Source organism: Bartonella sp. AP280QHHD, from assembly GCF_042196125.1.
In the GTDB taxonomy this organism is placed as follows: domain Bacteria; phylum Pseudomonadota; class Alphaproteobacteria; order Rhizobiales; family Rhizobiaceae; genus Bartonella.
Genome location: NZ_JBHIPQ010000045.1, coordinates 63,562 through 77,074, shown reverse-complemented (window position 1 = coordinate 77,074; position 13,513 = coordinate 63,562). Strand labels below are relative to the sequence as shown.

Below are 13,513 nucleotides of genomic sequence, written 5' to 3'. Positions count from 1 at the left end.
ACACGCTTTCTTTCATAAAAACAATGATAAGTTAAATGACTGATACATTCCCTTTATAAATTAATCTATCTTTTTTCCGATATCTGCAATCGTACGCAATGAAAGAGAGAAATTAAAGTTTTGCAAGGGTGCTTTCCTGCCTGGATTCGTTACCTGTTGATAACCGAATGTTAACCCGAAACATTCATCCATATAACTCAAGCTAATTCCTCGCTTTATAAATGTACCAGATACTAAATCATAACCGGCGTTGCTATTAATGGACCAATAATCTGCTAATTTAAGTCCTGTTTGAAAAGAAATTTCTTGGCGCTCTTGAGAATATTCATAATCTGGTTGCTTTGCGATATAGGCATATTGTAGAGCCGCCCAAAAATTTTGCCATTTTTGTGATGCTTCGATTTCACTACGGCGGATTTTTCCTGTTTTTTTGTCAAAGCGTCCACGCGTTTCTAAGGAAAAACCACTTTTATGGGTTGTACCAAACATTGCAACATAGTCTGAACGTTTTGCCTCTAAGCTAGAATGAGTACCGACATTGATAAAGTCCTTTTCTGCAAAAGAATTCTTTCCTGCTAGATGGAAGGATTGTCCAATGAGACCATAAAGAGACCAATTATCATTAAGGCTTCCAGAATATCTTATACCTATATTGGCTCTTGTACCACCTTCTACACGATCATAACCAGAAAATTTGTCTCGTTGAAAGAGAGTGGTTGCATCAAAGACAAAGCTTTGAGCATCTTCATTAGGAATTTGTCCAATAGATTGTTCATTATTGCGTATAAAAATTTGTGCAGTTGGTTCTATAATATGTGTAGAATGATCAGCTGTAATGAGGAAGGGATAACGTAGTTCCAACCCTGCTGTTGCCATGCCACGAATTGCTGAACCATGAATTGCGGATAAGGCATTGTTTTCTATAGAATCTGTGTGATTTTCGCTTGCATTGGTTGTAATGATATCAGCTCGTAGAGAGAGAAGAGGGGTTAAGATGAGTCCGTTGTGCGTGTTGAAGCGCTTTTTCCACTGAAGCTCGTTTGTTAAACGCAAACTATTTCCAGCCATACCAGAAAGTTTTACTGTGTTGAGAGGGTTTCCGTTCTGGTCGGGTGAACTGAAGTCAGCATGGCGACGATAAACTGATTGCATATTACTATGGAAGGTAAGCTCTCCATTATAAATGGGTTCATCTGGTGTGAAAAAATAATCGATGCGTGGTAAGACCCACGCTTGTCGAGAGTGACGTTCATAATGAGGATCATTCAGTATTGAATCTTGAACTTTAAAATGATAAAAACGCATATCAAAATAATTTTTTCCTGCAAGACCATTCAAATAGATCTGAGAAAGTTGTGTAGGATTGTTATAGTTTTCAAGTTTATAGGCACGACTAAAATGCCGATCCGATTGTGCAAGAATATCCCATCCATAAGTCCAGTGTGAGTTAATACGAAAATCCCCCTTTGTCGCCAGCATATAACGGTTTTTATGTTGGGCATCAATCGTATCATTATCAAATCTATGCGGTTTCATTTGATATATATGAGCAAAGCGAATGTTATAACGGCCCGTTTTTAAACGCTGACGCCATTCCCCTTCGGTTAAAAGCCCTTGTTGGGTATAAACCGTAGAAGAAAGGGTAAAATCATAATGGGGGGCGAGATTCCAGAAATAAGAATTCTTTATCCCCATACCGAGATAATCAGTATAAAAAAAATGAGGAGTAAGCAGACCGCTAGCACGCCTGACAGTTGGATCATAGATCTCAAAATTTGGAAATTTTATAATCGGTACACCAAAAACTTCAAAACTGCTATTTTCAAACCGAATTTTTTTGACGCTATTATTCCATATGATCTTTCTTGCTTTAATTTTCCATAGGACGTCTCGATCTGGTTTATAAGAGCAAGGTTCACAGGCTGTATAGGTTGCATTTTCAAAGACTGTTATGTGATTGTGTTTGCGTGTAGCATTTTGGGCTGAAAAGTGAACATTGTTGGCTGTATCAATACGTAAGGCGTTTACAAAACCCTCGCCAAGATCTTTGGTCATATCAATTTGGTTGGAATAAATTTTATTACCATCCTTTTGAGTAATTTCAACGTTCCCTTGTGCTATAAGCCGTCCTGTTTTTTGATTGTAAATAATTTTTTGAGCGACAACTTTATTGCCATCATATTCGATTTGGACATTACCGTGTGCAGAAACAGTGTTTTCATCACGATTGTAGATGAGTTCATCCGCAGAGAGCAAAAGAGGAGGTTCCGGATTTTGAATGCGACTTTGAGAAGGAGATTGAAGGCTTTGAGCGTGCGCACAATAAGATAAAGCACCTCCTAAAATAACCCCCACAACACTTTTAAAAGCGAGAGCACTTAATTTTGTTAAAATAGTTTTTTTAAGTGTTAATGCTTTCACTTAGCCATCCTCTTTATGAAGTAAAAAAGAGATTCCTAAGAATAACGCAATAACAACGGGTGTCCAAGCTGCAATAATTGGTGGAATATATCCAGCATTACCGAAAGCTTGAACAAGTACGGAAATAACATAAAGCATAAACCCAGCTATTACGCCACCAAGAATCAACATTCTAGATTGCCCAAAACGTGTAAAATTTAAAGATACAGTTGCTGCAATGAGGGTCATTGCCACAAGCAATGCCGGTAATGCAATCAGAGATTGGAAATACATATCAAAATTATTAGCAGAATAGCCAAATGAACGTGCAATCATAATTTTTTTTGGCAATTGGTAAAATGGAATAGTTGCGGGATTCACTAAACGTTCCGTTAAAAATTCAGGTTTTAGATTGGTTTTTATTTGCAACACGGTAAATTTTTCAGGAGGATGCCCTATTTTATAGATTGTTCCATTTGTTAATAGCCAGAATCCATTAGTCAAGGTTGCTTTTGGGACGTTAATCCAATTTTTAACGGTTGCATTGTCATTGTATTGTACAAAGGTTGCATCGAGAAGAGAAAGTCCTTGATCGGTGATAGATTTAGCACCAATGGTTGTTCTGCCTAAATTTGTACGTTGTGTTAACCAGTGGATACTTGTATTGTGAAGAGGTGTTAGTACATTGTGATTGCGCCATTCAGTCATCTTTTTTTCTGCTTGAGAAAATCCCCATGCAGCAAGTGGATTAATGAGAAGAATTGAAAATAATCCTAAAAGAAAAGCTCCAAAACAAGCTGGCATAAGAAATTGCCATGCAGAAATACCGATTGAACGAGTCACCACAAGTTCAAGTTTTTTGTTGAGCGAGATAAGCGTTGCCATTGCAGAAAAGAGTGCAATGAAAGGGATAAGTTGTTGCATGATAAAAGGGATGCGTAAAGCAGAGAGGAAAAATGCATCTTTTGCTGTATAATGCGGAAGGGAAGATAGCCTACCGGAATTCTCTGTGAAATCGATTAAAAGAGCAAGAACAAAAATGCTTCCCCAGAAATAACAAGTTATTTTAAGATAACGTATAAAAAAATATCGTCCAAGTGTCCACCCAATCATGATATTTTATCCGAGGAATCTTGAGATTTTCGCTGTTCAAATTTGTTCATTATTTTTTGAAAAGCGATTTGAAGTATCTCATTAACTTTTGTGGGAAGCCCAATTTTATGATTCGTTAAAAGCATAAAAAAGACAAATGCACTTGTTCCTATAGGTATAATATAAAGGAGAGGAACGTATGCAAGATCGCTTTTTGCTTTTTCTGCGAAAAAATATCCTATCCAATACACCAGAAAAGAGAGGGCAATTGCCGAGAGATTTGTGGAATGACGAGCTTGTCGATGGGAGCGTACATCCCCTGCGGCTGCTAATGCAATAAGTGAAAAAACAATAGGGTAGAGCCATTGTGTTAATCTGCGGTGAAATTCAGCTTTATATTGGAGTGGTTTTCGTTGATAGTAGGGATCTTTTGGGTCAGGGTTTTGTAAATAAGAAAGAGACCGATCTTTTGGATAAAGAGTAGGTGTTTTATCACTGGGGATAAACTCTCCTAGGCTAAAAGTATATGAGCTAAATTGCACGATTGAAACACTGTTATTTTGATGATTGACTCTTTCTATTTCACCGTTATTGAGAACCAGAAAACTGCCGTTTTTATTGCTCACAATGGATGCGTCTGTTGCATAATAAAAAAGATCAGTCTTAGGATCACGCTGGTCGGCAATGAAAAGGCGTTCAAGTGTTCCATTTGGATTTCGTTCGCCAATTTCTATGTAAAGGTTATTGGCGAGTTTTTGGAAGCTCCCTTCACTAATGAATAGATTAATAAGATCAAAATGAGCGCTTGCTAGCATTTGTCGCATATGAAGACGCGCTTGAGGAACAACAAAATTAGCTATAGAAAAGGAGATACAGGATGCAACAATAGCAAGAAGAAGGATAGGTTTCCAAACAGTACTTTTAGGAAAACCAGAGGCATTGATGACAGCAAGTTCTGAGTCTTGATGCATTGCTGAGAGGATGGTTGTAATTGCGATAACTAATGCAAACGGAATGACAACAAAAATAACAGAAGGAACCAATGAGAGTGAAAATTGTAAGACTGTGAGGAGTGTTTGTTTACTTGTTGTGAGAAAGTTTATCCGTGCAAGAATTTGTATAGTCCAACTAACGCCCACTGCTGCAATCATGACAGAACTAAACAAAACAAGGACACGTTTCAGGATGTAGAACTCAATAATACGCATAAATTGGGGAAAATCCTCAGTTTTTAATTCGATAGCAAATATTCTTACTGCTTTCGGTTAAAATGTAATAAAGTTTGTAAAAATATCCTTTCATGAATTGGATATTTTTACCAAATAAATAATATAAAATTGCCTATGAGGTCCTCTTTAAATTTTCCGTACATTATATTTTATTTTCAACTATAGTCTACAAAGAATCTAGAAAATAACTTAAAAAACTTTTTTATTAACGTTGAAGATAAAAATTTTTGTCTTTTAAAGACACGTGCAAAAAGATAATGCATCTCAATCAAAAAAGAGGGTTTATATCTTGAACCGTTTCCTTTGTATTAGGGATATAGAAGTTTTTTTAAAAAGATGTTAGCTTTTTTATAAAGAATGATGAAAGCTTAAGAGATTGGATATTTTATTCTATCATTTGACGCAGTCAACGCTGAAGGATATTTTGCCGACGCTTGTGGAGCGTGCATTGGCTCGTTTTGGTAAAGTAACAATACAGTGTGTGAGTAAAGAACAACGCGATTCTATAGATATACATTTATGGGTTTATACTGATGAATCATTTATTGGACATGGAACGGAGTGTGATCAATATCCAAACTTTCAGCCTGTATTTCTTACGACAGGACAAGAAAATCCGAATGATTCAAAGATTCGTTTTCTCATAGAGGGAGCTGTTTGTTCGGATATTGATGCTTATCAACGGCTTGTCGTGATATTTGATGGTAGAAGTGAAGAGCAGTTGAATCTCGTTCGTGCACAGTGGAAAAAATATAAAATGGAAAATCATAATTTAACGTATTGGCAACAGACTGAAGATCGTCGCTGGGAAAAACAGATTTAATGCGTCTTGTATCTATTGTTCTGATTTTTATAGGATTACTGGGAATAGTAAATCCTGCACTTTTTATTACGGAAGGCTCAGGGGGAGGGCGTTGGGTTTTTATTGTGATTTTTCTTTTAGGCATGTTAAATATATGGACTATAATTAAAAAAACGAAACGCCATAATGATGATCATTGATCGAATTTTGCTTGTTTTATGGGCTGTGATGTTGGCCTTCTTTTGCGTTTCATGGTTGGGGACAACGCATATCTTATCAGAAATGTTTGCTGTTTCTTATATAAGCAATATTGCAGATTTTTTATTTTTCTTTTTGAGTGCCTTGTTTGCAGGAATATTGTGGTGGAAAATACCTCAACCCCTATCTTTAAAAACGAAACTGGCAGCATTTTTGCCGCCAGTCCTTATTTTATTCTTCGTTATTATATTTTAGTTGGATATTTCATCATCTGTAAATCCGACGAAGCAAATCAGTGAAATAAAAGAAGCAAGAAGCAAATAATAACCGATATAAGATGTATCGAAATGTTGCACCAGATATTCTGCAATATAAGGCGCGAGAGATGCTCCTACAATAGCAGATAAATTGAAAGTAATAGAAGAACCGGTATATCGAATTGCTGTTGGGTATGGTGAAGCCAAAACAGCACCAAGAGGACTGTATATCATTCCCATGAGAGACAAACCGATAACAGACATTGCAAGGACTCCTATAACTCCAGAATTTAAGAAATAAGGAATTGCGAAAGAATAAATACCGGTGATGATTGTAATCCAAATCATCAAAGTTCTACGTCTAATACGGTCAGCGAGTCTTCCCGTGATGACAGTAAAAATCCCACAAAAAATAGCACCGACAATTTCGATTTGAAGAGCTTGATGAAATGGCAATTGCAAATGGTTTGTTGAATAGCTTAACAAATATGTAGTAACCAAGTAAAACAAAACAAAAGTTGCCATACCAGAAAATATTCCAAGAAATAGGATTCGTGGACATTTTAAAAAGACATCTATGATAGGAACTTTGACATGTTTTTTACTTTCAAGAGTTTTTTTGAATTGAACAGTTTCATTGATTGAAAGACGGACCCATAATCCTATAATCATAAAAACAACTGAAGCAATAAAAGGAATACGCCATCCCCAGGCTAAAAGTTCTTCACGATCAAGGAAATGCAGCAGACCCAAATAAACAGCAATAGATAAAAACAAACCTATTGAAACGCCTAATTGGGGGAACATTGCATACCAGCCGCGCTTTTCTGGAGGGGCATTTTCTGTTGCGAGCAAAACAGCTCCTCCCCATTCTCCTCCTAATCCAATTCCCTGTCCAATACGGCACAAGGTTAAGAGGAAAGGGGCAAACCACCCAGCTATTTCATAAGTAGGAAGAAAACCAATAATGACTGTTGAAAGACCCATTGTGAGAAGAGAAGCGATAAGTGTTGCTTTTCTTCCAATTTTATCTCCAAAATGTCCAAAAACAACTGATCCAAAAGGGCGGGCAAAAAAGGCTGCTCCAAATATTAGGAAAGATTGTAAAATGGCAATTTGATCATTTTGTGTTGGAAAAAACACATGAGGAAATATAAGAGCTGCGGCAGTGCCAAAGACATAAAAATCAAAGAATTCAATTGTTGGGCCAATAAGGCTTGCAAATAAAATCCGACGAGGGGAGTTTCTGTTGCTTGTAGCTTTCATTTCTGAGTTTATAGACATGAATAGAATGTCCCTTTCAGTATATGACAAATCAAATGACGAGTTAACTGACTATAACTATAGAAATTTCAAATCAGTGTCGAGTCAATATTATGACACTTCGTTATATATTAGAACAATGATTATGGGCTGATGAGTATGAATAAGTGCTCTATATATTATCCATATTGAATAAGATAAAGACACTGCTTTAAATGCTGTAGAAGATGGCAATAGGTGGCTATAAACGCAGCTCTCATTCACATTGCTGTGTCCTTTAAAGTTTAATGCCATTTTTATCTATTAAGGGATCAATCTTATTCGTAGATCAGTGTTTAGTGTCTCAAAATATTAAAAATATTTTTCATGGATGCAATTATAACACTTTTAAAGTGTATCTAAAACAAATTAAATCTTTTAGTTGTGCATGCATTTTAAAACACATGGTGTATATTTGATCTGTCAGAGCTTAATCCATCGAATGCTTTGCTATCTTAAAAGACATGAGGTTGAGCAATTACGTTGTGTTGTTTTGATCTATGCACTTTTTTCTAAATGGGAGAATTTAAATTTAAAATTATGGAGTGTAAATAATGCAACGCAAATTGAAATTAAGTTTTTGTGCGGTAATGGCCAGTGGTTTTTTTGTCAAGATTGCGAGTGCATATGGAGTAGCTACACCAAGAGAAAAGTTATTAACACCAGTAAGTATCAGTGAACACCTAGAAGAGACAAGAAAGTTGTTATCGGAAGTGAGGGGACTAAAAGAAAAAAAGGGGGGATCAAAAAAGATAGAGAATAAACAGACAGTAGAAGGAAGTGATCTTTCAGAAGAGGAAAGGAAGAGATTAGAAAAGCTATTCTTTGAAGTACTCACAAATTCAATAATAAGCGATGGTGCTACGATCTATATTACTAACCGTGACTCTGAAGGTTCTGAAATAAATAGCTTTAACTATAAAGATGCAGCTTATTCCATTAATAATACGGTTAGAGAAGGGGGAAAACTCTACATTGATGCAGCAAGTGTTAGCAGGGATACGACAATTGAGCATGGTGGGATTGAGTTTGTCCAAAACTTGAGCAGTTCGGAATATGCCGCTGTTAAAAAAGGGGGGAAACAAATTGTTGAGAGTGGTGCAAATGCAGAAGGGGCTCAAATCCATGGCGGTGAGCAGATTATTTTTGGTAAGGGGTTTCTTGGGGATGGTTTGTCGCGTAAAGATAAGGAAAGTAGTGCTTATGGCACTGAAATTCATGCTGCAGATGGAATGCTAGGAATACAAAGTGTCTATAGTGGGGGGATGGCTGTTGACACAAAGATTATGAAAGGTGGTGTCCAGAATCTTGATGGTAAAGAGAATTTTCATAACGGTTTCTCAGAAGATGCTGATACAGCCGATATAAAAGATGAAGATTTTACAATTAATGAGGGGGCTTTTGCACTGAGTACCGAACTTTTTAAAAATGGTATGCAGAATATCTTTGCAGGAGGGAATGCGAGCGAAGTTACTTTATACGATAGAGCTACTCAGAAGATATATGATTCTGGATACGTGGATAATCTAACCATTAATCATCAAGCACAATCATGGGTTTTTGCCGGTGCGATATTAGATAAGGATACAAATGTTAATGATTTTGGCAACCTCTATCTCTATGCTGGAAATGGTGAAGCTGTTACGGAAGTAGAAAATCTTAATTTAAATGGAGAAGATAGCAAACTATACATTATTGCTCCTGAAGATAACAGCAAAAAACCTCACGTTAATATCCAGAATTTAACTGGAAGTGGCAGAGTTATTTTTACGTACTTAGGGACTAATAAGCATTACTCTAAGCTTAATATTGATGATCTTTCAGGTTCTTTACATTTTGATTTTAATGTCAACTTTGCCAAGCATCTTAGTGATTATCTTGTCATTAAAGAAAGTGGTTCAGGTTATCACACAATAAGTGTGGCTGATTCTGGGCGTGAAATTACAATCCCTTCCCACAAAAAGCTTAAATTAATTTCTGATCGCAGCGGAAATGCTCATTTTATTCTGGCAAACACTTTTGGTGAAAAAATCAAAGCTATTGATGCCGGAACCTATCGGTATAGTTTGAAACATAGAAACAATAAGGGGGCTGGTAAAATTTGGTATTTAGATGCGAATTATGCTCTTGATGAGACAAATACCTCTTTATTTTCTGATTTTAGCTTGCAACCATTTGCTATAGCTTCATTATCGAAGGATCTCACAGAACGCACAATTGAAAAGGGGATGATTGTTACGATTGCTGATCCTAGCTTTGATAGTAACGTTGAGAAAGTTGAAAGCACTGGAGAAACTTCGATTAGTAATACAGTTAAAGATGGTGGAAAGATCTCCGTTTATCACGGTGGTTTTAGCTTGTATACAACAATTCAAAGAGGCGGCACTGAGCTTGTTAGAACACAGGGTCTTTCACAGGATAGTACAGTTAAGAGAGAGGGAAAACAAAAGGTTAAAGATGGGGGAAAAGTTGAAGGGGCTAAAATTTACGGTGGTGAGCAGTTTGTTTCAGGAAAGTCTGATATCAAAGGGGAGATGGTAAGGAGTAGCGCTCATGACACTATCGTTTCTGGTGAGAATGGAGTGCGAGGATATCAGAATGTGTATGATGATGGAGAGGTTTTTAGCTCAAAGATCATGGAAGGAGGGGTACAAAATCTTTATGTGGAAGAAGATTTAGACCATTATAGCAGTTTTGCCTTTGATACGAAGGTCTTTTCTGGTGGACAGCAACATGTTTTAGCGGGAGGAATCGCGATTGGCGTTCTTTTAGAAGGGACTGCTTTTCAGGCAATAGATTTAGGAGGTTATGTAAAAGATTTAACCGTTAAGGATCAAGCACAATCGTGGTTACATGGTGGCGCAACATTGGAAGGAAAGACAACGGTTAATGATTCTGGACGGATTTATCTTTATGCTGGTGCAGAGCAATCTCGTACTGAAGTAGAAAAAATTGTCTTAAATGGCAGAGATACAAAATTGTACGCGATTGCCTCTAATATAGATGGTGAAAGTTCTTTGATTGAGAATCTGAGTGGGAATGGTCGTGTTATTTTTACTTCTACCGTGTTTGATCCACATTACTCTAAACTTGAGATCAATGATCTTTCAGGGAGTTTACATTTTAGGTTGCATACTAATTTTGCAGAACAGCGCGGTGATTATCTTCTGATCAAAAAAGGATCAGGTAATCACACCATAAGCGTTATCGATTCTGGTGTTGAAATTACCAATTCTCCTCTACAAGATCAGAATTTAGTTTTGGAGCTTGATTTAATTCATGTTCAAAGCGGAAATGCGCATTTTACTCTGACAGATTTTTCTGGTGAAGAGACGAGTACGATTGATGGTGGAGCCTACATGTATGGCTTAAAGACAAAAGATGATAATGGGGGAAAGACTTGGTCTTTGGCTACATCACAAATAACTTCTGCTCCTGTAATTCCTTCACCTCATGTGGAGTCGCCTATAGATAAGCTTCCTGAAAAAGAAGAAAATATGACATCGGCAAAAGATTTTAGTATCTCTGATGTAATTCATTACAGCATTGGGGAAGGAGGAGGAATTCTACAAAGCTCTTTGCTCGGTGATGATAACGTAGTTTATGTCTCTGATGATGGAGAGCAAGGTGTTCTTAAGAAGTCTATTAATAATACAATTCAGGGATCAGGAAGACTTTATGTTGAAGCTGGTGGTTTCAGTAAAAATACAACCATTGAAAATGGTGGTACTGAGATTGTAGGGGAACAGGGGGTCTCAGAATCTACGATTATTTACGAGGGTGGAAAACAAAAAGTGGAGGGGGGAGGCTCTGCATTGAGAGCTGAAATTTATGGTGGGGAGCAGCTTGTTTTCGGAAATGGTTATGTAAATGGTGGAATTGTTGGGAGCAGTGCTTATAACACGACACTTTATGGTCAAGGTGATACGCCGGGACAGCAGAATGTATATGATGATGGGATGGCTGTGGGAACAAAAGTGATGAGTGGAGGAGTACAAACTCTTGCTAAGTGGTTTCCTAATGATGATAACTTTGCAGAAAAAGCCGGCGGTTTAGCTGTAAATGCTGAAATCTTTTCAGAGGGTGTGCAGCGTGTTTTAGCAGGAGGTGAAGCAAATACAGTCATTTTACGCACTGGTGGTGTTCAAGAAGTCTATGCAGGTGGAATTGTAAAGAATCTAACGATTGAAGATAATGCTAATTCATGGATTTCTCCTGGTGCAATATTAGGAGGAGAAATAAAAGTTCAGGATTTTGGTGGGCTCCATCTTGATGCTGGAGACGATGGTCAACAAACTATAGTAGAAAACATTGAATTAAATGGAGAAGACGCTCAATTATACTCCGTTGCTCGTGGGTTTGACGACAAAAGTACACGCATTCAGCAGTTAAGCGGTGTAGGAAAAGTCATTTTTACTTCTTCTGAAGATGATTTATATTACTCTCAGCTTTATATTGATAATCTAGCAGGGAGTCTACATTTTGACCTTAATGTTAGCCTTGCAGAAGGAAAAGGTGATTACCTCTTTATTGAGAATGGGAGTGGTTTTCATACAATAAGTGTCGTAGATTCTGGTATTGAAATTGTTGATCCTTCTTCAGCAGGACTTGATTTAATTTTTGATCAAAGTGGTGACGCACATTTTACCCTGAGAAGCTTTTTTGGTGCAAATGTTAAAACTATTGATGGCGGAACCTATACGTATGGTTTAAAACAGAGAATTGATGAGGATGGGGGTGAAAAAGTTTGGTATTTATCTGCAGTATTTATTGATAATGTTTCATTTCTCAACAGTTTACCACGTAGTAGAAGCAGATCTATGCGGCATTTAAATCAAAATCAATCAGTTTTTTCTCTTTCAACTATTGCAGCACCACAAGCGCATGCTATTAAATTGCCACGTCGAAGAAAAAACCGCCAAAACTTGAATCAAAGATCCCCAGCTTCTGTATCTCCAACTGTTTCCTCTCTTGGAAGTCACGTTATTGAAGTCTTAGGTTCAGGAAGTTCTCATCCTCTTTCTGATGAAAAACAACAAACTGCTGTTTCAACCTCTTCTCAATCTTTAGCCGATCAAATGATTGTGCGTCCAGTTCATAAAGAACAACCTTTTCTACAATTGAGTGAGAAACTTTCAGTTTCTCACTTTTTGACCACTCCCTCTACAGATGCGGTATTGTCTATGTCTGTGGCTCCAGCGATGATTTTTCACAATGAAATGCAAACCGTACGTGCGGGAAGAGGAATTCTAGATAAAAGTAAAAAGAATACGGCTTTATGGACCTATGCGATTAAATCTAAAGAGAGTGTTGTTACAGAGCATATAGATTTTAAACTGGATCAGACCGGTATCGTTTTGGGGATCAATGGTTTAAGCGAGTGGGAAAATGGAGAATTTTATATAGGTGGTTTTGGCAGTTATGATCGTGCCCGTGTTGCGCATGCACGGGGGGGCATCAGTGGTATCAATACTTATGGTATTGGCGCTTATGTCACTTATTTGGATCATAGTGGATGGTATCTCGATGGTATTTTAAAATACAATCATTATCAAAATACTCTAAAGGCAGTTTCAACGAATGGTTTAGGGATTGAAGGAAGTTATAGGCAATGGGCGCTGGGCGCCTCCTTTGAAGCAGGTTATCGACTTCAGACGTCAAAGAACAGTTGGTTGCAGCCTTATGGACAATTTACATGGTTGCAAGTTGAGGGTAAAGAAATCAAGTTATCGAATGACATGACAGGTGACATGCGTCCATTCACTTCATTACGCAGTGAGGTTGGTTTATCTTTAGGATATGAATTTGGTTTTCACATGGATTCCTCATCGCTTGCGTATATTACAGCAGCATGGTTGCGTGAGAATAAAGATGACAATCAAACGTTAATTAATCAACGGCATTCATTTACCACGGACTTATCAGGGAATGCAGGTAAATTAGGAATAGGTTTAAGCAGTTTAGTGAGTGAGAAGTTAAAGTTATATGGTGAGGCCCATTATATTAAAGGGCGTAAAACAAAACAGTCCCTTCAGGGAATTATAGGTGTACGCTATAGTTTCTAAATATATGGTTATTTTTTAGTTATCTTTAAATATATGATTGTTTTTAAAGGTCTTTAATTAAAGGTTCAGAGAACAATTTTTCAGAGCACGCAGCTTCGTTGTTCATGATAAACTGTATACCCTTATATACTTGATTATGCATTACTTTTTATCTTTGATAAGAAAACT

Annotated in this window: 8 protein-coding genes; 4 read left to right on the top strand and 4 right to left on the bottom strand. The window is 37.1% G+C overall.

Going from position 1 to position 13,513, the window contains the following annotated elements:
• Positions 1-60: 60 nt before the first annotated feature.
• Genes ACFIMK_RS06865 through lptF form a run of 3 tightly spaced genes read right to left on the bottom strand, consistent with a single transcriptional unit; the run spans position 61 to position 4,700 of the window.
• Complete coding sequence (locus ACFIMK_RS06865; protein ID WP_375629234.1) at positions 61-2,421, bottom strand: LPS-assembly protein LptD; 2,361 nt, start codon at positions 2,419-2,421, stop codon at positions 61-63.
• A complete protein-coding gene (gene lptG, locus ACFIMK_RS06860; protein ID WP_375693536.1) occupies positions 2,422-3,513 on the bottom strand; it encodes an LPS export ABC transporter permease LptG in 1,092 nt (363 codons plus the stop codon).
• Positions 3,510-4,700: an LPS export ABC transporter permease LptF gene (gene lptF / locus ACFIMK_RS06855; protein WP_375693535.1), complete on the bottom strand. Its 1,191-nt coding sequence runs from the start codon at positions 4,698-4,700 to the stop codon at positions 3,510-3,512. Before lptF ends, lptG begins: the two co-directional genes overlap by 4 nt.
• 397 nt (positions 4,701-5,097) lie before the next feature.
• On the opposite strand from lptF, the gene ACFIMK_RS06850 reads away from it, so the two are divergent.
• The 3 genes from ACFIMK_RS06850 to ACFIMK_RS06840 are packed head-to-tail and all read left to right on the top strand — an operon-like array spanning position 5,098 to position 5,976.
• On the top strand, positions 5,098-5,544 hold the full coding sequence (locus ACFIMK_RS06850; protein WP_375629226.1) for a DNA polymerase III subunit chi: 447 nt from the start codon (positions 5,098-5,100) through the stop codon (positions 5,542-5,544).
• Complete coding sequence (locus ACFIMK_RS06845; RefSeq protein WP_375629223.1) at positions 5,544-5,723, top strand: hypothetical protein; 180 nt, start codon at positions 5,544-5,546, stop codon at positions 5,721-5,723. The genes ACFIMK_RS06850 and ACFIMK_RS06845 overlap by 1 nt, the downstream gene beginning before the upstream one ends.
• The gene (locus ACFIMK_RS06840; RefSeq protein WP_375629333.1) at positions 5,713-5,976 is read left to right on the top strand and encodes a hypothetical protein; all 264 of its coding nucleotides are present in this window, start codon (positions 5,713-5,715) and stop codon (positions 5,974-5,976) included. Before ACFIMK_RS06845 ends, ACFIMK_RS06840 begins: the two co-directional genes overlap by 11 nt.
• Here ACFIMK_RS06840 and ACFIMK_RS06835 read toward each other — a convergent pair.
• Positions 5,973-7,262 carry an MFS transporter gene (locus ACFIMK_RS06835; protein WP_375611247.1) on the bottom strand — a complete coding sequence of 430 codons (1,290 nt, stop codon included), beginning with the start codon at positions 7,260-7,262 and terminating at the stop codon, positions 5,973-5,975. The two genes, ACFIMK_RS06840 and ACFIMK_RS06835, sit on opposite strands and share 4 nt — an antisense overlap.
• Before the next feature lie 572 nt (positions 7,263-7,834).
• On the opposite strand from ACFIMK_RS06835, the gene bafA reads away from it, so the two are divergent.
• On the top strand, positions 7,835-13,345 hold the full coding sequence (gene bafA, locus ACFIMK_RS06830; protein ID WP_375693534.1) for a BafA family autotransporter: 5,511 nt from the start codon (positions 7,835-7,837) through the stop codon (positions 13,343-13,345).
• The last annotated feature ends 168 nt before the right edge of the window (positions 13,346-13,513 follow it).

Excerpts from the sequence above, each read along its gene's own strand:
- lptG (WP_375693536.1), bottom strand. The coding sequence starts at position 3,513 with ATGATTGGGTGGACACTTGGACGATATTTTTTTATACGTTATCTTAAA.
- lptF (WP_375693535.1), bottom strand. The coding sequence starts at position 4,700 with ATGCGTATTATTGAGTTCTACATCCTGAAACGTGTCCTTGTTTTGTTT.
- ACFIMK_RS06845 (WP_375629223.1), top strand. The coding sequence starts at position 5,544 with ATGCGTCTTGTATCTATTGTTCTGATTTTTATAGGATTACTGGGAATA.
- ACFIMK_RS06840 (WP_375629333.1), top strand. The coding sequence starts at position 5,713 with ATGATCATTGATCGAATTTTGCTTGTTTTATGGGCTGTGATGTTGGCC.
- ACFIMK_RS06835 (WP_375611247.1), bottom strand. The coding sequence starts at position 7,262 with ATGTCTATAAACTCAGAAATGAAAGCTACAAGCAACAGAAACTCCCCT.
- bafA (WP_375693534.1), top strand. The coding sequence starts at position 7,835 with ATGCAACGCAAATTGAAATTAAGTTTTTGTGCGGTAATGGCCAGTGGT.